The organism is Pseudomonas sp. zfem002 (assembly GCF_032621685.1).
GTDB lineage: Bacteria > Pseudomonadota > Gammaproteobacteria > Pseudomonadales > Pseudomonadaceae > Aquipseudomonas > Aquipseudomonas japonica.
This window is the reverse complement of sequence record NZ_JAVYJH010000003.1, coordinates 336596-355873: the sequence shown is the minus strand read 5'-3', so window position 1 is coordinate 355873 and position 19278 is coordinate 336596. Positions and strand designations below refer to the sequence as shown.

19 protein-coding genes are annotated in these 19278 nt (G+C 65.6%); 11 read left to right on the top strand and 8 right to left on the bottom strand.

Going from position 1 to position 19278, the window contains the following annotated elements:
• From RTI28_RS07480 to RTI28_RS07470, 3 genes are all read left to right on the top strand, one after another.
• The coding region (locus RTI28_RS07480) for a hypothetical protein (RefSeq protein WP_316919861.1) at window positions 1-190 on the top strand (190 nt) is incomplete at its 5' end.
• A gap of 394 nt (window positions 191-584) precedes the next feature.
• Complete coding sequence (locus tag RTI28_RS07475) at window positions 585-830, top strand: hypothetical protein (RefSeq protein WP_316919860.1); 246 nt, start codon at window positions 585-587, stop codon at window positions 828-830.
• A 186-nt stretch (window positions 831-1016) separates the two neighbouring features.
• Window positions 1017-1841 (top strand): hypothetical protein, encoded by an 825-nt coding sequence (locus tag RTI28_RS07470; protein WP_316919859.1) that lies wholly within the window; start codon window positions 1017-1019, stop codon window positions 1839-1841.
• Between the two features lie 38 nt (window positions 1842-1879).
• Here the strand turns inward: RTI28_RS07470 and RTI28_RS07465 are convergent, their stop codons facing one another.
• The 4 genes from RTI28_RS07465 to RTI28_RS07450 all read right to left on the bottom strand — a co-directional run bounded on the left by RTI28_RS07465 (window position 1880) and on the right by RTI28_RS07450 (window position 5294).
• A complete protein-coding gene (locus tag RTI28_RS07465; RefSeq protein ID WP_316919858.1) occupies window positions 1880-3097 on the bottom strand; it encodes an SAM-dependent methyltransferase in 1218 nt (405 codons plus the stop codon).
• A gap of 76 nt (window positions 3098-3173) precedes the next feature.
• The gene (locus tag RTI28_RS07460) at window positions 3174-3791 is read right to left on the bottom strand and encodes a hypothetical protein (RefSeq protein WP_316919857.1); all 618 of its coding nucleotides are present in this window, start codon (window positions 3789-3791) and stop codon (window positions 3174-3176) included.
• Window positions 3792-3963: 172 nt separating this feature from the next.
• The gene (locus RTI28_RS07455) at window positions 3964-4698 is read right to left on the bottom strand and encodes a TPM domain-containing protein (protein ID WP_316919856.1); all 735 of its coding nucleotides are present in this window, start codon (window positions 4696-4698) and stop codon (window positions 3964-3966) included.
• Window positions 4698-5294, bottom strand: a complete 597-nt coding sequence (locus tag RTI28_RS07450; protein ID WP_316919855.1) for a LemA family protein — start codon at window positions 5292-5294, stop codon at window positions 4698-4700. Before RTI28_RS07450 ends, RTI28_RS07455 begins: the two co-directional genes overlap by 1 nt.
• A 185-nt stretch (window positions 5295-5479) precedes the next feature.
• Between RTI28_RS07450 and bglX the strand changes: the two genes are divergently transcribed.
• The 4 genes from bglX (at window position 5480) to RTI28_RS07430 (ending at window position 12523) form a co-directional block, all read left to right on the top strand.
• On the top strand, window positions 5480-7777 hold the full coding sequence (bglX, locus tag RTI28_RS07445) for a beta-glucosidase BglX (RefSeq protein ID WP_316919854.1): 2298 nt from the start codon (window positions 5480-5482) through the stop codon (window positions 7775-7777).
• Window positions 7778-7837: 60 nt separating this feature from the next.
• Window positions 7838-9595: an ATP-binding protein gene (locus tag RTI28_RS07440; RefSeq protein ID WP_316919853.1), complete on the top strand. Its 1758-nt coding sequence runs from the start codon at window positions 7838-7840 to the stop codon at window positions 9593-9595.
• Window positions 9589-10923: a sigma-54 dependent transcriptional regulator gene (locus RTI28_RS07435; RefSeq protein ID WP_316919852.1), complete on the top strand. Its 1335-nt coding sequence runs from the start codon at window positions 9589-9591 to the stop codon at window positions 10921-10923. Before RTI28_RS07440 ends, RTI28_RS07435 begins: the two co-directional genes overlap by 7 nt.
• Window positions 10924-11197: 274 nt before the next feature.
• The gene (locus RTI28_RS07430) at window positions 11198-12523 is read left to right on the top strand and encodes an MFS transporter (RefSeq protein WP_316919851.1); all 1326 of its coding nucleotides are present in this window, start codon (window positions 11198-11200) and stop codon (window positions 12521-12523) included.
• Between the two features lie 150 nt (window positions 12524-12673).
• Here the strand turns inward: RTI28_RS07430 and RTI28_RS07425 are convergent, their stop codons facing one another.
• A complete protein-coding gene (locus RTI28_RS07425) occupies window positions 12674-13435 on the bottom strand; it encodes a hypothetical protein (RefSeq protein ID WP_316919850.1) in 762 nt (253 codons plus the stop codon).
• Between the two features lie 237 nt (window positions 13436-13672).
• Between RTI28_RS07425 and RTI28_RS07420 the strand changes: the two genes are divergently transcribed.
• A complete protein-coding gene (locus RTI28_RS07420) occupies window positions 13673-14038 on the top strand; it encodes a hypothetical protein (RefSeq protein WP_316919849.1) in 366 nt (121 codons plus the stop codon).
• 117 nt (window positions 14039-14155) lie between these two features.
• Window positions 14156-14761: a flavin reductase family protein gene (locus tag RTI28_RS07415; RefSeq protein WP_316919848.1), complete on the top strand. Its 606-nt coding sequence runs from the start codon at window positions 14156-14158 to the stop codon at window positions 14759-14761.
• A gap of 4 nt (window positions 14762-14765) precedes the next feature.
• Here RTI28_RS07415 and RTI28_RS07410 read toward each other — a convergent pair whose 3' ends face one another.
• Window positions 14766-14996 carry a hypothetical protein gene (locus RTI28_RS07410; RefSeq protein WP_316919847.1) on the bottom strand — a complete coding sequence of 77 codons (231 nt, stop codon included), beginning with the start codon at window positions 14994-14996 and terminating at the stop codon, window positions 14766-14768.
• 34 nt (window positions 14997-15030) lie between these two features.
• Window positions 15031-15339: an antibiotic biosynthesis monooxygenase family protein gene (locus tag RTI28_RS07405; RefSeq protein ID WP_316919846.1), complete on the bottom strand. Its 309-nt coding sequence runs from the start codon at window positions 15337-15339 to the stop codon at window positions 15031-15033.
• Between the two features lie 305 nt (window positions 15340-15644).
• Between RTI28_RS07405 and RTI28_RS07400 the strand changes: the two genes are divergently transcribed.
• Entirely contained in the window at window positions 15645-16559 is a 915-nt protein-coding gene (locus RTI28_RS07400) for an AraC family transcriptional regulator (protein ID WP_316919845.1), read from the top strand.
• Here RTI28_RS07400 and RTI28_RS07395 read toward each other — a convergent pair.
• A complete protein-coding gene (locus RTI28_RS07395; protein WP_316919844.1) occupies window positions 16556-18193 on the bottom strand; it encodes a 5-guanidino-2-oxopentanoate decarboxylase in 1638 nt (545 codons plus the stop codon). The two genes, RTI28_RS07400 and RTI28_RS07395, sit on opposite strands and share 4 nt — an antisense overlap.
• A 117-nt stretch (window positions 18194-18310) precedes the next feature.
• Here RTI28_RS07395 and RTI28_RS07390 point away from each other — a divergent pair, with 117 nt between their 5' ends.
• Window positions 18311-19189 (top strand): LysR substrate-binding domain-containing protein, encoded by an 879-nt coding sequence (locus RTI28_RS07390; RefSeq protein WP_316919843.1) that lies wholly within the window; start codon window positions 18311-18313, stop codon window positions 19187-19189.
• Window positions 19190-19278 lie beyond the last annotated feature (89 nt).

Genomic DNA, 19278 nt, shown 5'->3' with positions numbered 1-19278 from the left:
CGATACCGAGCCGAACCCAACAGCCTCCCCGCGATACATCGCCGAAAAAACAAAGGCTGACAACCCAAATCCCACAGGCCATGGCACGTTGCAACAAATGTGGGAGCGGATTCATCCGCGATGCGCCGCGCGGGCGGCGCTCGATCTTGAGGGCGCTATAAGACTCAAGACAGGCACCTGGCGGCCTTGATGCGGTTTCCCGTCAGGCTTCAAAGATGTGCAGATACCCATGCAGCGATAAGGCCATTGAAAACAGCAAAAACCTGTCGCATTCCGCCACGAAAACTCCCCCATCTCCGACTTTCTTGTAGGCAATTTCCCAAGCATACTCCCCGCCCCCGCCTGGCGGTTGCGTCCTGTGGAAACGCTGCCTAATCTCCGCCGGTCGTTGCCAAATCGACGACCGGATTAGCAGTCCGCAGGAATGATGAACCACCAGCAACCTTTCATGGCGGCTGTGCGTGTGGGCACCTTCGGGTGCGCCGGTTTTCCTCATTCCACCGGTCTGCTAACCCGCGCACAGTTGCCACCCTTCGTTTAGCAGCGAGCCGGTGGTGCATTCATTCAGGAATGAGGAATACACCATGAAAAAGCGCGTCCCCGATCCACCACCCACGTTATCCCTGCGCCCCGGCCTCAGCCATGACCAGGCCGTGCGCATCGCCGACCAGCATCTGGACAGCGCCATCCGCGCGCTCTACCTGCTGCCGCTGCAACCCATGCCAAGCAACCAGGACCTGCTCAGCAGCGCCCAGCTCGACCTGAAGATCGGCAAGGCCCTGCTGTCCGTCGCGCTGGCGAAATCCACCATGAGCGTCCCCATCGACTGACCTACACTGGAACAAGGCCCGGCGCTCGCCGGGCCTTTCCTTCCGCGTCCTGGCAGAGTCGTCCCGTTGTCGCTATCACGCCGATAACCGGGGCCGACCGCGTTTCCCCATTTCCCCCACACGGGTACGGCGCCCGTGTCACTGGCGTTCTTGCAGGGACAGCGAACTGTCCCCTTGGAGCCCGATATGAAATCCGATTCCTCCTTCCAAGGATTCATCGCACCCACTTCACGGGATGAACGGACGGCGACACTGTCCCCGATCTACTGTGACTACTTCTATACCGCCTTCAACCTGTTCGACGTACCACCCTGGGGCATCATTCTCCCGGTGGACGTAGCGCACAGCGGAGCGGTCAAGTTCGCGCTGGAGATACAGACCATGGGCCTGCCTTCCGGCACCATGCTGGGCATGCGCTGGACACCGGCCGATGGAAAGAATATCCACAGGGCTACGGCGCAGTTGAACGGTGACGAAACCAGCAATGCACTGATGGCCATCAATGATGACTGGTTACTTGAGGCAGAAGACCAGGACGTGCTGATCGAACATGAGATCTCGCTGCCGGACGGCACAGTGACCATCGGTGATCCGGTCAAGGTGCATGTGGCCAAACGGGTGGTGTTCGGCAGTGTCCAGTTCGACAGTCTGCAACCCGGAGAAGTGATCGACCCGGACCTGTTCCCCGACGGCGTTAGTTTTTCCTACAACCCTATCGGCAATATTCGCGAATATCACACCGTCGGTGCATCCTGGTCGGTGGAGGGCGTCAACGGACCGGTCCACACAAAGCTGTACTACCTTGCGCTACAGGCTTTAGGCAGCCCCGGCGAGGACTATCACTGGTTGGTGCCACCGGAAGGCTACAGCGAAGACCTTTATGATCCGCAATATGCACGTATCGACGTGATACAGGCATCGGAGGTCAAGCTTGTGCCCCGTCCCAACCCGCATTTCTGGTATGGCTACGGTGGAATCAGGTTCGACCTGAAGAAACCCGACGCGCTATAAGCCAGGGCTTCGGGGGCAACGTACCGCCCCCGAAGCCCTCACCCCGCGATCAACCCATCCGCCCGCAGCAACGTCTCCAGACAATGCTCCGACACCCCGTAGAACGCCTTCAACTCGGCAATCTTCGCCAGCAGCGCAGCCGGATCCCCGGCCTCGCGCCGCCTGGTGGCGAGGATCATCTTGTTCTTGCTGGTGTGCTCCAGCGAAATGAACTCGAACACCTTGACGTCATACCCGCAGGCCTCCAGGTACAGGGCACGCAGGCTGTCGGTGAGCATTTCCGCCTGCTGGCCCAGGTGCAGGCCGTACTGCAGCATCGGCTTGAGCAGGCCCGGGCTGTGCAGTTGCGGGCGGATCTGCTTGTGGCAGCACGGCGAGCACATGATGATCGCCGCGCCCGTGCGGATACCGGTGTGGATCGCGTAGTCGGTGGCGATGTCGCAGGCATGCAGGGCGATCATCACGTCGATCTCGGCCGGCACCACGCTGCGCACGTCGCCCTGCTCGAACACCAGGCCCGGATGCTCCAGGCGGCCGGCCGCGGCGTTGCACAGCTCGACCATGTCCGCACGCAGCTCGACGCCGGTGACCTGCGCCTGGCGCTGCTGGGTATTGCACAGGTAATCGTGGATGGCGAAGGTCAGGTAACCCTTGCCCGAGCCGAAGTCCGCCACCCGCACCACGTGCTCCGGCGCCAGCGCCACGCTGGTGAAGGCGTGGGAGAACACCTCGATGAACTTGTTGATCTGCTTCCACTTGCGCGACATGGCCGGGATCAGCGCCTGCTGCCTGTCGGTCACGCCAAGGTCGTGGAGGAACGGCCGGCTCAGTTCCAGGTAGCGCTTCTTCTCGCGGTCATGCTCGCCGCCCGCGGCCTGGCGCACCTGCTGCGCGGCGTTGCGGTGCAGCATCGGCTTGCCCTTCTTGCTGAACTCCAGTTGCACCTCGTCGGCCAGGGTCAGCAGGTGGGCATTGCGGAACGCGCCCGGCAGCCATTCGCCGATCTGCGCCTGGGCTTGCTCCAGCGGCAGGTTGCGGGTGATGTCGCGGGTCTTGTAGCGGTGCACGAACTGCAGGCTCGGCGTGCCCTTGACCGTCAGCGGCTTGGCGGTGATGCGCTGCAGGTCGGCTTCGCTGCCGACATGACGGGCCAGCACCAGCTTGACGAAGGACTGCTGTTGCAGGCTCTCGGCCAGCACGGCGAGAAACTGCGCACGCGCATCCGGCGCGGCCTGGGCGTTGGGGGTAGCGGACATGGGGATGGGGTGCCTCGGGGTTGCGGGGGCGCCAGCCGGCGCGCGATGCCGGGCATTTTACGGGGATGGCCGGCGCTCAGTCGAGGATCACCAGGCGATTGGGCAGCTCGTTGCGCTGGGCGGTGGCCGGGACATGGGTCTTGAGCAATTCGCCGCAGGCCGCGATGCAGGTGAGGAAACCTTCCAGGGTCTGCCCGGCGCGGACCTGGGCGGTGAAGCCGGCGACGATGGCGTCCCACACCTGGTTGTCGAGGCGCGCGGCGATGCCGTCGTCCACCAGGATCTCGACATAGCGCTCGGCCTCGCAGACGAAGATCAGCACCCCGGTGCGGCCCGTGGTGTGGTGCAGGTTCTGTTCGAGGAACTGCCGCCGCGCCAGGTTCGAGGCGCGCCACTGGCGGACCGCGCGAGGCACCAGGCGGCTGGTGAACAGCGGCAGGCGCAGGACCAGGCAGAGGACGATGAAGGTCAGCCACTGGGCAAGCAGCAGGCCATGGGTGCTGAACCAGCCCGTGAGGTAATGCAGCAGTCCCGGCACCAGCAGCGCCAGCAGGCTGGCCCAGACCAGCGGGACATAGGCGTAGTCGTCGGCGCTGCGGGCCAGCACGGTGACCAGCTCGGCATCGGTGTGCCGCTCGACCCCGGCGATCGCTTCGGCGACCTGGCGTTGTTGGAATTCGTTGAGCAGTGCCATGGGTGTTCCTTAACAAAACTGAAGTGCCTGCCCCTCCTTGTAGGAGCTGGCTTGCCTGCGAAGGACCGCGAAGCGGTCCCGGTTCCCGATCATAAGCCGGGCCGGTTTGGGACCGCTTCGCGGTCCTTCGCAGGCAAGCCAGCTCCTACAAAGGGCTCGGTGCAGAGCCGTATTACCAGCTTCCGGACGAACCACCACCACCGAAGCTGCCACCGCCACCGCTGAAACCACCGCCACCGCCGCGCCCACCACCCAACCCACCAAAACCGCCACCGAACCCACCTCCGGGTCCACGCCGGCCACCTCCACCAAGCCCCTGAAGGTACAGAACCACGACCACCAGCACGATGAACAACCCGATCATCCACAACGACGGCGGCTCGCCCTCCTGCTGCGACGCACTCAGCGCCGAAGGCTGCGCCAGCGGATTGCCGCCGAGCACCTGAAGCATCGCGGCCGTCCCCTGGACGATCCCCTGGCTGTACTCGCCGCGCTTGAACGCCGGCAGGATGATGCGGTTGATGATCACCGACGACTGCGCATCCGTCAGCCGTTCCTCCAGCCCGTAGCCCACCTCGATGCGCAGCTTGCGCTGCTGCGGCGCGACGATCAGCAGCGCGCCGTTGTCCTTGCCCTTCTGCCCGATGCCCCAGTGCCGGCCCAACTGGTAGCCGTAATCCTCGATCTCCAGGCCCTGCAAATCAGGCACGGTGACCACCACCACCTGCTCGCCGCTGGCCTGTTCATGGGCCTGCAGCATCTGCGTGAGCTGGTTGCGGGTCTGGCCGTCGAGCAGGTTGGCGTCATCCACCACCCGCCCGCTCAGCAGCGGAAACACCACCTCGGCGCGCACCGCCAGCGCCGCGCAGAGCAGCGCCAGGAGGATCACGGCCCTGAGCGGACGCATCAGAATTTCACTTCAGGGGCTTTGTCGGCATCGGCGCTGGTGGCCTCGAAGCTCTCGCGCAGCGGCAGGTCGCTGTACATCAGGCTGTGCCAGATGCGCCCGGGGAAGGTGCGGATCTCGGTGTTGTACGTCTGCACCGCGGCGATGAAGTCCTTGCGCGCCACGGCGATGCGGTTCTCCGTGCCTTCGAGCTGGGACTGCAACGCCAGGAAGTTCTGGTCGGCCTTGAGGTTGGGATACTGCTCGGCGACCACCATCAGCCGGCTCAAAGCGCCGGTCAACTGGGCCTGGGCGGCCTGGAACTGCTTGATCTTCTCCGGATCGTCGAGCGTGCGGGCATCGACCTGGATCGACGTCGCCCTGGCCCGCGCCTCGATCACCGCGGTCAGGGTGTCCTGCTCGTGCCTGGCGTAGCCCTTGACCGTTTCCACCAGGTTGGGGATCAGGTCGGCGCGGCGCTGGTACTGGTTCTGCACCTGGCCCCAGGCCGCCTTGACCTGCTCGTCGTAGCTGGGGATGTTGTTGATCCCGCAGCCGGCCAGCAGGCTGGCGCAGAGGATCAGCAACCAGGGTTTGGCACTCTGCATCATGCGCATCTTGCAACGCTCCTCGATTAACCGTTAAGCACCGGACTTGAGGCATAATCCGTGACCGCCGCTGGATAGTGCGGGCCCAATCGGCTACAAACGTGCCCCAGCAAACTACAACAATAGCCGCTCCCCCAATTTCGGCTGGCCGGTATCGACCGTGAATACCGGTGCGCGCCACGAGATCAGAATTCATGAAGAAGCTGTGTTTGCTGGGCCTGCTCGTCAGCCTGGCCAGTCAGACGGCCCTGGCCGACACCTCCGCCGCCGCCGCGCACCTGAAGGAAAAGAAAGTCTTCGTCGACCACCTGCTCGGCCAGATGACCCAGGACGAGAAGATTGGCCAGCTGCGCCTGATCTCCATCGGCCCGGAGATGCCACGGGAGAAGATCCGCGAGGAAATCGCCGCGGGCCGCATCGGCGGCACCTTCAACTCGCGCACCGCCCCGGAAAACCGGCCGATGCAGGACGCGGCCATGCGCAGCCGGCTGAAGATCCCGATGTTCTTCGCCTACGACACCATCCACGGCAACCGCACCATCTTCCCGATCGGCCTGGGCATGGCCTCGTCCTGGGACATGCAGGCGGTCGCCACGGTCGGCCGCACCTCGGCCGTCGAGGCCGCCGCCGACTCCCTCGACATGACCTTCGCGCCGATGGTCGACATCGCCCGCGACCCGCGCTGGGGCCGCACCAGTGAAGGCTTCGGCGAAGACACCTACCTGACGTCGAAGATCGGCAAGGTGATGGTCGAGTCGTTCCAGGGCAAGAGCCCGGCCAACCCCGACAGCATCATGGCCATCGTCAAGCACTTCGCCCTGTACGGCGCGGTGGAGGGCGGGCGCGACTACAACACGGTCGATATGAGCCTGCCGAAGATGTACAACGACTACCTGCCGCCATACCGCGCGGCCATCGACGCCGGTGCCGGCGGGGTGATGGTGGCGCTGAACTCGATCAACGGCGTGCCGGCCACCTCCAACACCTGGCTGATGAACGATCTGCTGCGCAAGGAGTGGGGCTTCGATGGCGTGACCATCAGCGACCACGGCGCGATCCAGGAACTGATCCGCCATGGTGTAGCCCGCGACGGTCGCGAGGCGGCCAAGCTGGCGATCAAGGCCGGCATCGACATGAGCATGAACGACACCCTGTACGGCGAAGAGCTGCCAGGCCTGCTCGCCTCCGGCGAAGTGAGCCAGGCCGAGCTGGACCAGGCGGTGCGCGAAGTGCTCGGGGCCAAGTACGACATGGGCCTGTTCAAGGATCCGTACGTGCGCATCGGCAAGGCCGAGAACGACGTGCCGGACTACTACGCCGATGCCCGCCTGCACCGCGACGCCGCCCGTGATGTGGCGCGCCGCGGCCTGGTCCTGCTGGAAAACCGCGCGCAGACCCTGCCGCTGAAGAAATCCGGGACCATCGCCCTGGTCGGCCCCCTGGCCGATGCGCCGATCGACATGATGGGCAGCTGGGCCGCCGACGGCAAACCGGTGCACTCGGTGACCGTGCGCGAAGGTCTGCGCCGCGCCGTGGGCGACAAGGCCACGCTGGTCTACGCCAAGGGCGCCAACGTCACCGGCGACAAGGCGATGTTCGACTACCTGAACTTCCTCAACTTCGACGCCCCGGAAATCGTCGACGACCCGCGCCCGGCCGCGGTGCTGATCGACGAGGCGGTCAAGGCGGCACGGAAGTCCGACGTGATCGTCGCCGTGGTCGGCGAATCCCGTGGCATGTCCCACGAGTCCTCCAGCCGCACCACCCTGGAGATCCCGGCGGTACAGCGCGACCTGATCAAGGCCCTGAAAGCCACCGGCAAGCCGCTGGTGCTGGTGCTGATGAACGGCCGTCCGCTGTCCATCGGCTGGGAACGCGAGCAGGCCGACGCGCTGCTGGAAACCTGGTTCTCCGGCACCGAGGGCGGCAACGCCATCGCCGACGTGCTGTTCGGCGACTACAACCCGTCCGGCAAGCTGCCGATCAGCTTCCCGCGCTCGGTGGGGCAGATCCCGATGTACTACAACCACATGCGCATTGGCCGGCCATTCACCCCGGGCAAGCCGGGCAACTACACCTCGCAGTACTTCGAGGAGCCCAACGGCCCGCTGTATCCGTTCGGCTATGGCCTGAGCTACACCGACTTCTCGGTGTCGCCGCTGACCCTGTCGGGCAAGACCCTGAAGCAGGGCGCCAGCCTCGAAGCCAGCGTGAAGGTGAAGAACACCGGCAAGCGCGACGGCGAAACCGTGGTGCAGCTGTACGTGCAGGACGTCGCCGCGTCGATGAGCCGGCCGGTCAAGGAACTGAAGAACTTCCAGAAGATCATGCTCAAGGCGGGCGAAGAGCGGGTCGTGACCTTCCGTATCGGCGAGGACGACCTGAAGTTCTACAACAGCCAGTTGAAGTACGCCGCGGAACCGGGTGAGTTCAACGTGCAGGTCGGCCTGGATTCCGAGTCGGTGCAGCAACAGAGCTTCGAGCTGCTGTAAGCGCCGCCACGCTCAAGGGGAAGCGCCATGCGGCCTTCCCCATCGCCCGGATGGCTCGCCATGACCCTTTCCTTTCGCACGTTGCGCCTGGGGCTGATCCTCCTGTCGATCAGCACCGGCACCCTGATCGCCGCGGCCTGGGCCATGCAGCACGCCCAGCGTCAGGCCATGGTCGAGGACGCGGCCCGGGCCAGCCAGCAACTGGGCCTGTACGCCAACTCGCTGCACACCCTGATCGAACGCTACCGCGCGTTGCCCGCGGTGCTCGCCCTCGATCCCGAACTCATCACCGCCCTGCGCGGCAGCGTCTCAGCAGAGACCCAGGACCTGCTCAATCGCAAGCTGGAGCGCATCAACGGCGCGGCCAATTCCTCGACCCTGGAACTGCTCGACCGCACCGGCCTGGCCGTGGCCGCAAGCAACTGGCGCCTGCCGAGCACCTACGTCGGCCACAACTACGGTTTCCGCCCCTACTTCAAGCAGACCCGCAGCCAGGGCAGCGGACGCTTCTACGCGGTCGGCGTGACCAGCGGGATTCCCGGCTATTTCCTCTCCAGCGCGGTGACCGACGAGCAGCAGGGCTTTCTCGGCGCCATGGTGGTCAAGCTGGAGTTTCCCGAGCTGGAACGCGAATGGCGCCAGGGCAACGACATCGTCCTGGTCAGCGACGGCCGCGGCATCATCTTCATCGCCAACCAGGACGGCTGGCGCTACCGCAAGCTGAGCACCCTGTCGGCCCATGACTTCAACGAGCTGGAACAGACCCGCCAGTACGACAAGCAGGCCCTGGTGCCGCTGCAGCGCCAGGTGCTCGAGCGTTTCGACGACAACAGCCACCTGGTCCGCGTGCAGGGCCCGCAGGGCAGCGTCGATTACCTGTGGGAAAGCCTGCCGCTGGAAAGCGAGGGCTGGACCCTGCACCTGCTGCGCCCGCCGCAGACCGGCAACGACGGCCGCAACGCCGCCCTGGCCGCGGCGGCCGTGTGGCTGAGCCTGGTGTTCGCCGCGCTGTTCGTCAGCCAGCGCCTGCGCCTGGCCCGCCTGCGCCAGCGCAGTCGCGAGGAGCTGGAGCGCCTGGTGGAAGCACGCACCCGCGACCTGCGCACCGCCCAGGAGGGCCTGGTGCAATCGACCAAGCTGGCGGCCCTGGGGCAGATGTCCGCCGCCCTCGCCCACGAACTCAACCAGCCGCTGACCACCCAGCGCATGCAACTGGCCTCGCTGCGCCTGCTGCTCGATCACGACCGGATCGACGAAGCGCGCCAGGCCCTGGTGCCGCTGGAGCAGATGCTGACGCGCATGGCCGCGCTCACCGGCCACCTGAAGACCTTCGCCCGCAACAGCCCCAGCGGCCTGCGCGAACGCCTCGAACTGGCCACCGTGGTCGATCACGCCCTGCAACTGCTGGATGCGCGCATTCGTGCCGAGAACGTCAGCACCGCGCTGTACCTGGCGCGGCCGGCGTGGGTGCGCGGCGATGCGATCCGCCTGGAACAGGTGCTGATCAACCTGCTGCGCAACGCCCTCGACGCCATGGCCGACAAGAGCTTCCGCCGCCTGGAGATCCGCATCGACGCCGAGGAGGATGGCTGGCGCCTGAGCGTGCTGGACAGCGGCGGCGGCATCGCCGCAGAACACCTGGGCAATGTCTTCGACCCGTTCTTCACCACCAAGCCGGTGGGCGAAGGCCTGGGCCTGGGCCTGGCGATTTCCTATGGCATCATCCACGAAGCCGGCAGCCGCCTGCAGGTCGACAACCAGCCCGGCGGCGCCCGCTTCAGCTTCACCCTTCCCCGCGATCCGGAGCCTGTATGTTGAATTCGGTGATAGTCGTCGACGACGAAGCCAGCATCCGCACGGCGGTCGAGCAGTGGCTGGGCCTCTCGGGCTTCGACGTGCAGTTGTTCAGCCGCGCCGAGGACTGCCTGGCGCAACTGCCCGCGCACTTTCCCGGGGTGATCCTCAGCGATGTGCGCATGCCGGGCATGGACGGCCTGCAACTGCTGGCGCAGCTGCAGGGGCGCGATCCCGACCTGCCGGTGATCCTGCTCACCGGCCACGGCGATGTGCCCATGGCGGTGGAGGCCATGCGCAACGGCGCCTACGACTTCCTGGAAAAACCCTTCAGCCCCGATAGCCTGATGGGCAGCCTGCAGCGTGCCCTGGAAAAACGCCGGCTGGTCCTGGAAAACCGCCGCCTGCACGAACAGGCCGACCTCAAGACCCGCCTCGAAGCCACCCTGCTCGGCATGACCCAGGGCATGCAGCAGTTGCGCCGCCAGGTGCTGGAGCTGGCCAGCCTGCCGGTCAACGTGCTGATCCGTGGCGAGACCGGCAGTGGCAAGGAGCAGGTCGCGCGCTGCCTGCACGACTTCGGCCCGCGCGCGGCCAAGCCCTTCGTCGCCCTCAACTGCGCGGCGATTCCCGAGCACCTGTTCGAGGCCGAGCTGTTCGGGCATGAGGCCGGCGCCTTCACCGGCGCCCAGGGCAAGCGCATCGGCAAGCTGGAATACGCCAATGGCGGCACGGTGTTCCTCGACGAGATCGAGAGCCTGCCGCTGGCCCAGCAGGCCAAGCTGCTGCGGGTGATCCAGGAGCAGAAGCTGGAACGCCTCGGCGCCAACCAGAGCATCGCCGTGGACCTGCGCATCGTCGCCGCGACCAAGCCGGACCTGCTGGAAGAGGCCCGCGCCGGGCGCTTTCGCGAAGACCTGGTGTACCGCCTGAACATCGCCGAACTGCGCCTGGCGCCGCTGCGCGAGCGGCGCGAGGACATCCCGCTGCTGTTCGAGCATTTCGCCCGGCATGCCGCCGAGCGGGTCGGCCGCAATGTCCAGCCGCTGAGCATCCTGCAACTGGGGCAACTGCTCGGGCATGACTGGCCGGGCAACGTGCGCGAACTGGCCAACGCCGCCGAACGCCATGCCATGGGCCTGAGCGAACCGGATGCGCCGCAGCCCGCCGCCGACTCGTCGCTGGCGGCGCAGAGCGAAGCGTTCGAGGCCAATTGCCTGCGCACCTCGCTGCGACGGCACAAGGGCGAGATCAAGGCGGTGATGGAAGAACTGCAACTGCCGCGGCGCACACTGAACGAGAAGATGCAGCGCCATGGGCTGGTGCGCGAGGACTTTCTCGAGCGGTCCTGAGCATGAGCGGAATTCCGCTTATGTCGCCTGAAAAACCAGCAAGAATCCGCTTATCCAGCTTCGCCTGTTCCGGCCTCATCGCTGGCAACGCCAGCTCCCACAAGGTACCTGCAAGCCAGGGAATACGGGGCTGACAGCGATCCTGTGGGAGCTGGCGTTGCCAGCGATGAGGCCCTCCCTGCCCCCGAAATTCTCCCTGGCACACCTCCTGCTATAGCCCCAGCAGGCTGCGTTTCCCTACGCCTCCACAAAAACAACATGAAGGTCCCGTCCAATGGATAACTCCTCCACCCTGCCCGCCGGGGCGGCTGCCACGTCCGCACCGGAAAAGACCACCTCCAGTCGCCTCAAGTCGATCTTCAGCGGATCGGTCGGCAACATGGTCGAGTGGTACGACTGGTACGTCTACGCCGCGTTTTCCCTGTACTTCGCCAAGGCCTTCTTCCCGGCCGGCGACACCACCGCGCAACTGCTCAACACCGCCGCGATCTTTGCCGTCGGCTTCCTCATGCGTCCGATCGGCGGCTGGCTGATGGGCCTCTACGCCGACCGCAAGGGGCGCAAGGCCGCACTGATGGCCTCGGTCCTGCTGATGTGCTTCGGCTCGCTGGTCATCGCCCTGACCCCGGGCTACGAGACCATCGGCGTCGCCGCGCCGATCCTGCTGGTCATCGCCCGCCTCATGCAGGGCCTGTCGGTCGGTGGCGAATACGGCACCTCGGCCACCTACCTCAGCGAGATGGCGACCAAGGAACGTCGCGGCTTCTTCTCCAGCTTCCAGTACGTGACCCTGATCTCCGGCCAGCTCATCGCCCTGGCCGTGCTCATCGTCCTGCAGCAGACCCTGACCACCGAGCAGCTCTACGCCTGGGGCTGGCGCGTACCCTTCGTGATCGGCGCGCTGTGCGCGGTGGTCGCCCTGTACCTGCGCCGCGGCATGGAAGAAACCGAGTCCTTCACCAGGAAGGAAAAACCCAAGGCCAAGGAAAGCCTGATGCGCACCCTGCTGCGCCATCCGAAGGAGCTCGCCACCGTGGTCGGCCTGACCATGGGCGGCACCCTGGCCTTCTACACCTACACCACCTACATGCAGAAGTACCTGGTCAACACCGTGGGCATGAGCATCAGCGACTCGACCATGATCTCGGCGGCCACCCTGTTCCTGTTCATGTGCCTGCAGCCGGTGATCGGCGCCCTGTCCGACAAGATCGGCCGGCGTCCGATCCTGATCGCCTTCGGTGTGCTGGGGACGATCTTCACCGTGCCGATCCTCTCCACCCTGCACACCGTGCAGAGCTGGTGGGGCGCGTTCTTCCTGATCATGGCGGCGCTGATCATCGTCAGCGGCTACACCTCGATCAACGCCGTGGTCAAGGCCGAGCTGTTCCCCACCGAGATCCGCGCCCTGGGCGTGGGCCTGCCGTACGCGCTGACCGTATCGATCTTCGGCGGCACCGCTGAATACGTGGCGCTGTGGTTCAAGAGCAATGGCATGGAGACCGGCTACTACTGGTACGTCACCGGCTGTATCGCCATTTCCCTGCTGGTGTATGTGTTCATGAAGGACACGCAGAAGCACTCGCGGATCGTGACTGACTGATCCATCAGGGCCTGCTGCGCAGGCCTTCGCGGGCAAGCCACGCGCCTACGGACGTCCGCGCAAACCACGCTCCTACGGCGGCTTGCGCGGACAGCCCGTAGGAGCGTGGCTTGCCCGCGAAGGGCCGCAAAGCGGCCCCAACAGGATCGATCAGGAAATCCGCACCAACGCCGCCTGCTGCTGGTTACGCTGCCGATCGAACCAGTACGCCATCCCCACCATCACCAGCAACACCCCGCCCAGCACCGCCGATGAACCCACGGTGCCGAAATCCAGCCCGCCCTTCGCATATGGCTTGGTCAGGAAGTCCCCCAGGGTCGCGCCGAACGGCCGCGTCAGGACGAACGCGATCCAGAACAGCAGCACGGGCGAAATCCGCGTCAGGTAGCGCGCCAGCACCACCACGCAGATGGCCGCGCCGATCAGCAGTGCTCCCCCCGCGAAGCCCAGCCCGGAATCGTCCGCCAGATAGTCGCCCAGCGCCGTGCCCAGGGTGTTGGAGAACAGGATCGCCACCCAGTAGAACAACTCACTGCGCCGGCTGCTGATGTTGTTGACGTTGAGCGGATCGCCGCTCAGGCGCCAGAGGGCGAAGGTCAGCAGGAGAATGCCGATGAGGATCGCCGAACCGGTGGCGTAGCCAAGGCCCAGGGTGCGGTCCATGAAGTCGGACATGGTGGTGCCCGCGGTACTGGTGGAAAGGATCACCAGCCAGTACAGCGCCGGATGGTGCCGGCGCGCCATCAACTGCGCCAGCAAGGTGACCAGGAACAGGCTGAGCAGGATCACCGAACTCATCGCGTAGCCGACATCGAGGGTCATCGACAGGAGATCACCGGCGGTTTCGCCGAGGGTAGTGGCGCAGATCTTCATGATCCAGAACGCCAGGGTGATTTGCGGAAGTTTGTTCATCGGCTGAGGCCTCCAGTGGCAGATGCCGCGAAGACTGCTCAAGCGCCCATGAAAAATGGGTAGGCAACACATAAAAAAAACATGGGTGAAAAAGGTTTCATCTTTTCCTGGACCGAGCATCACATCGAATTAACCGATTTAAATAGCCTATTTTTTGCGCTTTTTAATCAGATTAATCGGCGTAGCATCAAACCCATGGAAACAAGCAACCCTACTCACTACCCCGGAGCAACCACCATGAAAAGCAAACTGATCCTGACCCTGGCCTTCTCGGTTCTGACCGCCAACGCTTTCGCCGCCGACGGTTTCGACCGCACCGGCAGCCACAACTTCAACCACCCGCAAGCCCAGGCCGCCGCCGTTGCCGAAGATGGCTTCGATCGCACCGGCGCCGCCAAATTTGCCGAAGACGGCTTCGATCGCACCCACGGCGCCAAATTCGCCGAAGACGGCTTCGATCGCACCCACGGCGCCAAATTCGCCGAAGACGGTTTCGATCGCACCCACGGCGCCAAATTCGCCGAAGACGGTTTCGATCGCACCAACGGCGCCAAATTCGCCGCCGATGGCTTCGACCGCACCCAGGCCCATCGCTTCAGCTGAGACGCACGGCGTTTCCTTCCACTGCCCGGCTCCGGCCGGGCTTAATCGTTTTCAGGGGCCGGCGCTCTTGGCACACTAGGCACTTCCTTCCGTGTTCCAGCCCACAAGGCCTGCTCGATGTACTACTACGAACCCGCACAAGGCCATGGCCTGCCCCATGATCCGTTCAATGCCATCGTCGGCCCGCGCCCGATCGGCTGGATCTCCTCCCAGGACGCCGACGGCCGCCTGAACCTCGCGCCCTACAGCTTCTTCAACGCCTTCAACTACATTCCGCCGATCGTCGGCTTCTGCAGCGTCGGGCGCAAAGACAGCCTGAACAACATCGAGCAGACCGGCGAATTCGCCTGGAACCTGGCGACCCGGCCCCTGGCCGAAGCGATGAACCAGAGCTGCGCGGCAGTGCCGCCGGAGGTCGACGAGTTCGCCCTGAGCCAACTGACCGCGGCGCCGTCGCGGGTGATCGCGGTACCGCGGGTGCAGGAAAGCCCGGTGTCGTTCGAATGCAAGGTGAGCCAGATCATCCAGCTGCAGCGCGCCGACCAGCAGTTGGTGCCGAGCTGGCTGATCCTGGGGGAAGTGGTGGCGGTGCATATCGCCGAGCATCTGCTCAAGGACGGCATCTACGACACCGCCGCGGCGCAGCCGATCCTGCGCGGTGGCGGACCGGCGGATTATTTCGAGCTGGGCAACCTGTTCAAGATGGCCCGCCCGCAGGTCTGAGCGCCTACCAGACCAGCTCGGCGTCGGCGCTGACGCCGCTCAGGCGCTCCAGCTCGGCACTGGCCGCTTCGTCGGCGGCCGCGGCGGTCTTGAAGATCTGCCCCGGCAGCACCTTGTGAAAATGCGGCGCACCAGTGGCGCCCAGGCCCTTCACGGCGATCGCGGCGCTGTAGCCGCCTTCGCCGGGAACCACTGCCGATACCGCTTCGAAACCCACGAATACTCTGCGCGCCATGCCGGTTACATCCACATCGATTGGAAAAAGGCGCTCATTCTACGCCGGGGTCGCTGAAGGTGTGCAGATCGAGACTCTCCAGCACCCGCGCCTGGACCAGCTCGCCGAACACCTGCAGGTTCGGCGAATTGAAGTAACCGCACATCGCCGCCTGGTCGCGCCACTGGCTGCTGAGCAGCCACAGGTCGGCGTCGCAGGTCGAGCGCTGCAGGCTGAAACCCAGGCAACCCGGCGTGCCGCGGCAGGGTTCGAGCAGTTGCGCAAGACGCTCGCCCAGCTCGGCGGAACGGCCCGCGCAGGCGCGCACGAAGGAAAGATGGCTGACCGGTTGCGATGGCGTCATGTGCGGTGCTCCTGTAACGGGCCAGAGGGAAACTGCCAGGTAACCAAGATTACCCACGGGCGTCAGCCGGCGTTAGGCGGATGCTGTCGGTGGATTGCCTGATCCTGCATGGCAGGCCGTGCAGGCTGGCGATCAGGCCCGCGCCGACGCACACTCCGCAGGCTCGCCTTCAGGCACACGCAATCGCTTGAATTTGCCGACAGACGGCAGCCGTCAGCAGGATCGTGCAAGAAACCGACAGCTTTCGGCTAGCGTCCGGACTTGCCCAAACCTATGCTGCGACAAGCCGCCGAGGAACCTTCTCCATGTCAGACTCCGAACCGCTCGATCCCGCCCTCGAATCCAGGCGCCAGGAACTGGCCGACCTGGTGCGTCGGCACGCCGCCGCCGTGCCCGGCGAGCCGTCGGCGATCAAGGACCTGTGCCTGGTGATCCACGAGGAGAACATCCGCTCGATGCCAGCCCTGGCGCAGCCGGCCCTGTGCATCCTCGCCCAGGGCAGCAAGGCGGTGCACCTGGGCGACGAGCGCTATGTCTACGACCCGCTGCATTACATGGTGGTGTCGGTGGCGATGCCGATCAGCGGCGTGTACCTCGACGCCAGCCCGGAGAACCCGAGCCTGGGCATTCGCCTGGATATCGACCCGGCGGAAATCAACAACCTGATCGCCGATGCCGGCCCGATGGGCGTTCCCAGCGCCTCCGGGCGCGGGCTGTATGTCGAGCGCGTGGACGTTGCCCTGATCGATGCCCTGCTGCGCCTGATCCGCCTGCTGGACACACCGAAAGACATCCCTGTGCTTGCGCCGCTGATCCGCCGGGAAATCCTCTACCGCCTGCTGCGTGGGCAACAGGGATATCGCCTGTACGAAATCGCCATGGCCAACAGCCAGACCCATCGCGTCTGCCAGGCCATCCAGTGGCTCAACGATCACTTCAACAAACCGCTGCGCATCGAGGACCTGGCCCGGGAAGTGAACCTCAGCGCTTCGGCCCTGCATCACCGCTTCAAGGCGGTGACCTCGATGAGCCCCTTGCAGTACCAGAAACAGCTGCGCCTCCAGGAGGCCCGGCGGCTGATGCTCAACGACGGACTGGAGGCAGCGGTTGCGGGTTATCGGGTGGGCTACGAGAGCCCGTCGCAGTTCAGCCGCGAATACAGCCGGCTGTACGGCGCGCCGCCCTTGCGGGACATGGCGCGCCTGCGCAACGCGATCTAGGCCAGGACGGCTTCGCTCCAGCGCCGCTGGTCGATCTCGATCAGGGTCGGGCCCTGGCGAGCGGCAGCCGCGACCAGCGCCGCCTGCAGTGCCGCCACGTCATTCGCCACCTCGGCCACGCAGCCAAAGCCCTTGGCGATGGTGACGAAGTCCGGCGTGTGGATGTCCACACCCACCGGCTCGATGGCCCGGTTGACCATGTAGCGCTTGATCTCTTCGTAGCCCTGGTTGTTCCACAGCAGGACGATCAGCGGCACCTGCGCCTCCACCGCGCTGGCCAGTTCGGGCAGGGTGAACTGGATGCCGCCGTCACCGATCAGGCACACCACCGGCAGCCGCTGCGCCGGGTTCGCCGCGCTGCCCAGCCAGGCGCCCATGGCGGCCGGCAGGGCGTAGCCGAGGGTGCCGTAGCCGGTGGAAGCGTTGAACCAGCGACGCGGCTGGTCCAGGTCCAGGGTGAGGTTGCCGGTGTACACCGGCTGGGTCGAATCGCCCACCAGCACGGCGTCCGGCAGCACTTCGAGAATGCTTTCGAGGAACAGGGTCTGGGCCTTGGCCGTGGCATCCCACTGGCTGGCCAGGGTTTCCCGCAGGCGCGCGGCGCGGGCCTCGCCCCAGCCATCAGCCCGCACCGGCGCCGGCTGCTCGGCGAGCGCCTGCAGCAGCGCATCGCTGGCCTCGCCGGCATCGGCGACCAGGGCCAGCTTCGGCGGATAGTTGCGCACGGTCTGGTCCGGATCGATGTCGATGCGCAGCAGGGTCCCGGGAATCTCGAAACCGCCCTTGAAGGTGACGTCGTAGTCGGTCTCGGCCAGTTCGGTGCCGATCGCCAGGACCACATCGGCCTCGCGCACCAGCTCGCGGGTGGCGACCAGCGACTGGGTCGAGCCGATCAGCAGCGGGTGGTGGGACGGCAGCATGCCCTTGGCGTTGATGGTCAGCGCGGTGGGGGCCTGCAGGTATTCGGCCAGCAGGGTCAGCGAGGCGCTGGCGGCGATCGCCCCGCCACCGGCGAGGATCAGCGGACGCTGGGCGGTGGCCAGCACGGCGGCCATCTTCGCCACCGGCGCCGACGCCGCACCGGCGCGATCGACCCGTACCGGCTCGCTGCCCAGCAGGTGGTCGGCGTCCTCGACGATCACGTCCAGGGGAATCTCGATATGCACCGGGCGCGGACGAGCACCATCGAACACAGCGAAGGCGCGCGCCAGCACCGCCGGCAGGTCGTCGGCGCTCATCAGGGTGTGGGAGAAGGCGGCGACTCCGGACACCAGCTCGCTCTGGTTCGGCAGCTCATGCAGCTTGCCGCGACCGCCGCCCAGGGCGTTGCGCGACTGCACGCTGGAGATCACCAGCATCGGGATCGAGTCGGCGTAGGCCTGGCCCATGGCGGTGGTGATGTTGGTCATGCCGGGGCCGGTGATGATGAAGCACACCCCCGGCTTGCCGCGGGTACGCGCATAGCCGTCAGCCATGAAGCCGGCGCCTTGCTCGTGGCGTGGGGTGATGTGGCGGATGCTGGACGAGGCAAGGCCGCGGTAGAGCTCGACGGTGTGCACGCCGGGGATGCCGAACACATGGTCGACACCGTAGTTTTCGAGGAGTTTTACCAGCACTTCGCCGCAAGTCGCCATGTTCTGTCGCCTGTTGTCTGTATTTGGAACAAGGACTTCATTGGACCGCCGGGCGGCTACCGGCACAATGCAAAGTTCCTCATACTAGCCATGCGTCCAAGTCATGGCTTACCAAAGATGAAACGACTCCCGCCCCTCCCCGCCCTGCACACCTTCCTGATCACCGCCCAGTGCTGCAATTTCACCCGCGCGGCGCAGCAGCTGCACCTGACCCAGGGGGCCGTCAGCCGCCAGATCGCCGGTCTGGAAGAACACCTTGGCTACCCCCTGTTCATCCGCCAGGCCCGCGGCCTGGGCCTGACCCGCGAAGGTCAGGAGTGGCTGCCGCGGGTGCAGCAGGTATTCGCCCTGCTCGAGGACGGCGTGCAGCAGATCGGCGCGCCGCACAGCACCTTGCAGCTCAAGGCGCCGACCTGCGTGATGCGCTGGCTGCTGCCACGGCTGATGGAATGGCAGGCGTTGCGCCCGGACGTGCCGGTGGAATTGACCACCACCATCCAGCACGGCGTGGATTTTCGCCGCGAGGGCTTCGATGCGGCGGTGGTCTATGGCGCCGAGCCGGAGCCTGGGACACAGGCGCTGAAGCTGTTCGACGAGCAACTGACGCCGGTCTGTTCGCCGCAGTTGCTGGCGGGCAAGGCCGCGTTGCGCGAGGTGGCGGACCTGCACGGGCAGATGCTCCTGCATCCGGCGCGGGACGAGCGGGACTGGCAGACCTGGCTGGAAGCGGCGGGCAGTGGCCTGGAGATCCAGGGCACGCGCCAGCATTTCGAGACCCTGGACATGGCGATGGCCATGGCCTCGCAGGGCACCGGGGTGGCGATCGGCGACTGGGCGCTGATCGGCGAGGACCTGGCCAGTGGGCGCCTGGTGATGCCGTTCGGGCTCAAGGTGGCGACGGGGAAGGCGTATTACCTGGTGGTGCCGGGGAAGGTGGCGGGGACGGGGTTGCTGGAGTTGATGGAATGGTTGGAGGGACAGGCGCAAAGGCGCTGACATCGACCTGTAGGAACGTGGCTTGCCTGCGAAAGACACGTAGGAGCTGGCTTGCCTGCGAAAGGACCGCCAGCGGTCCCAGACCTCAC

Bases quoted from the DNA above. Each gene is read 5' to 3' on its own strand.
- RTI28_RS07475 (WP_316919860.1), top strand. From the start codon at position 585: ATGAAAAAGCGCGTCCCCGATCCACCACCCACGTTATCCCTGCGCCCC.
- RTI28_RS07470 (WP_316919859.1), top strand. From the start codon at position 1,017: ATGAAATCCGATTCCTCCTTCCAAGGATTCATCGCACCCACTTCACGG.
- RTI28_RS07465 (WP_316919858.1), bottom strand. From the start codon at position 3,097: ATGTCCGCTACCCCCAACGCCCAGGCCGCGCCGGATGCGCGTGCGCAG.
- RTI28_RS07460 (WP_316919857.1), bottom strand. From the start codon at position 3,791: ATGGCACTGCTCAACGAATTCCAACAACGCCAGGTCGCCGAAGCGATC.
- RTI28_RS07455 (WP_316919856.1), bottom strand. From the start codon at position 4,698: ATGCGTCCGCTCAGGGCCGTGATCCTCCTGGCGCTGCTCTGCGCGGCG.
- RTI28_RS07450 (WP_316919855.1), bottom strand. From the start codon at position 5,294: ATGCGCATGATGCAGAGTGCCAAACCCTGGTTGCTGATCCTCTGCGCC.
- bglX (WP_316919854.1), top strand. From the start codon at position 5,480: ATGAAGAAGCTGTGTTTGCTGGGCCTGCTCGTCAGCCTGGCCAGTCAG.
- RTI28_RS07440 (WP_316919853.1), top strand. From the start codon at position 7,838: ATGACCCTTTCCTTTCGCACGTTGCGCCTGGGGCTGATCCTCCTGTCG.
- RTI28_RS07435 (WP_316919852.1), top strand. From the start codon at position 9,589: ATGTTGAATTCGGTGATAGTCGTCGACGACGAAGCCAGCATCCGCACG.
- RTI28_RS07430 (WP_316919851.1), top strand. From the start codon at position 11,198: ATGGATAACTCCTCCACCCTGCCCGCCGGGGCGGCTGCCACGTCCGCA.
- RTI28_RS07425 (WP_316919850.1), bottom strand. From the start codon at position 13,435: ATGAACAAACTTCCGCAAATCACCCTGGCGTTCTGGATCATGAAGATC.
- RTI28_RS07420 (WP_316919849.1), top strand. From the start codon at position 13,673: ATGAAAAGCAAACTGATCCTGACCCTGGCCTTCTCGGTTCTGACCGCC.
- RTI28_RS07415 (WP_316919848.1), top strand. From the start codon at position 14,156: ATGTACTACTACGAACCCGCACAAGGCCATGGCCTGCCCCATGATCCG.
- RTI28_RS07410 (WP_316919847.1), bottom strand. From the start codon at position 14,996: ATGGCGCGCAGAGTATTCGTGGGTTTCGAAGCGGTATCGGCAGTGGTT.
- RTI28_RS07405 (WP_316919846.1), bottom strand. From the start codon at position 15,339: ATGACGCCATCGCAACCGGTCAGCCATCTTTCCTTCGTGCGCGCCTGC.
- RTI28_RS07400 (WP_316919845.1), top strand. From the start codon at position 15,645: ATGTCAGACTCCGAACCGCTCGATCCCGCCCTCGAATCCAGGCGCCAG.
- RTI28_RS07395 (WP_316919844.1), bottom strand. From the start codon at position 18,193: ATGGCGACTTGCGGCGAAGTGCTGGTAAAACTCCTCGAAAACTACGGT.
- RTI28_RS07390 (WP_316919843.1), top strand. From the start codon at position 18,311: ATGAAACGACTCCCGCCCCTCCCCGCCCTGCACACCTTCCTGATCACC.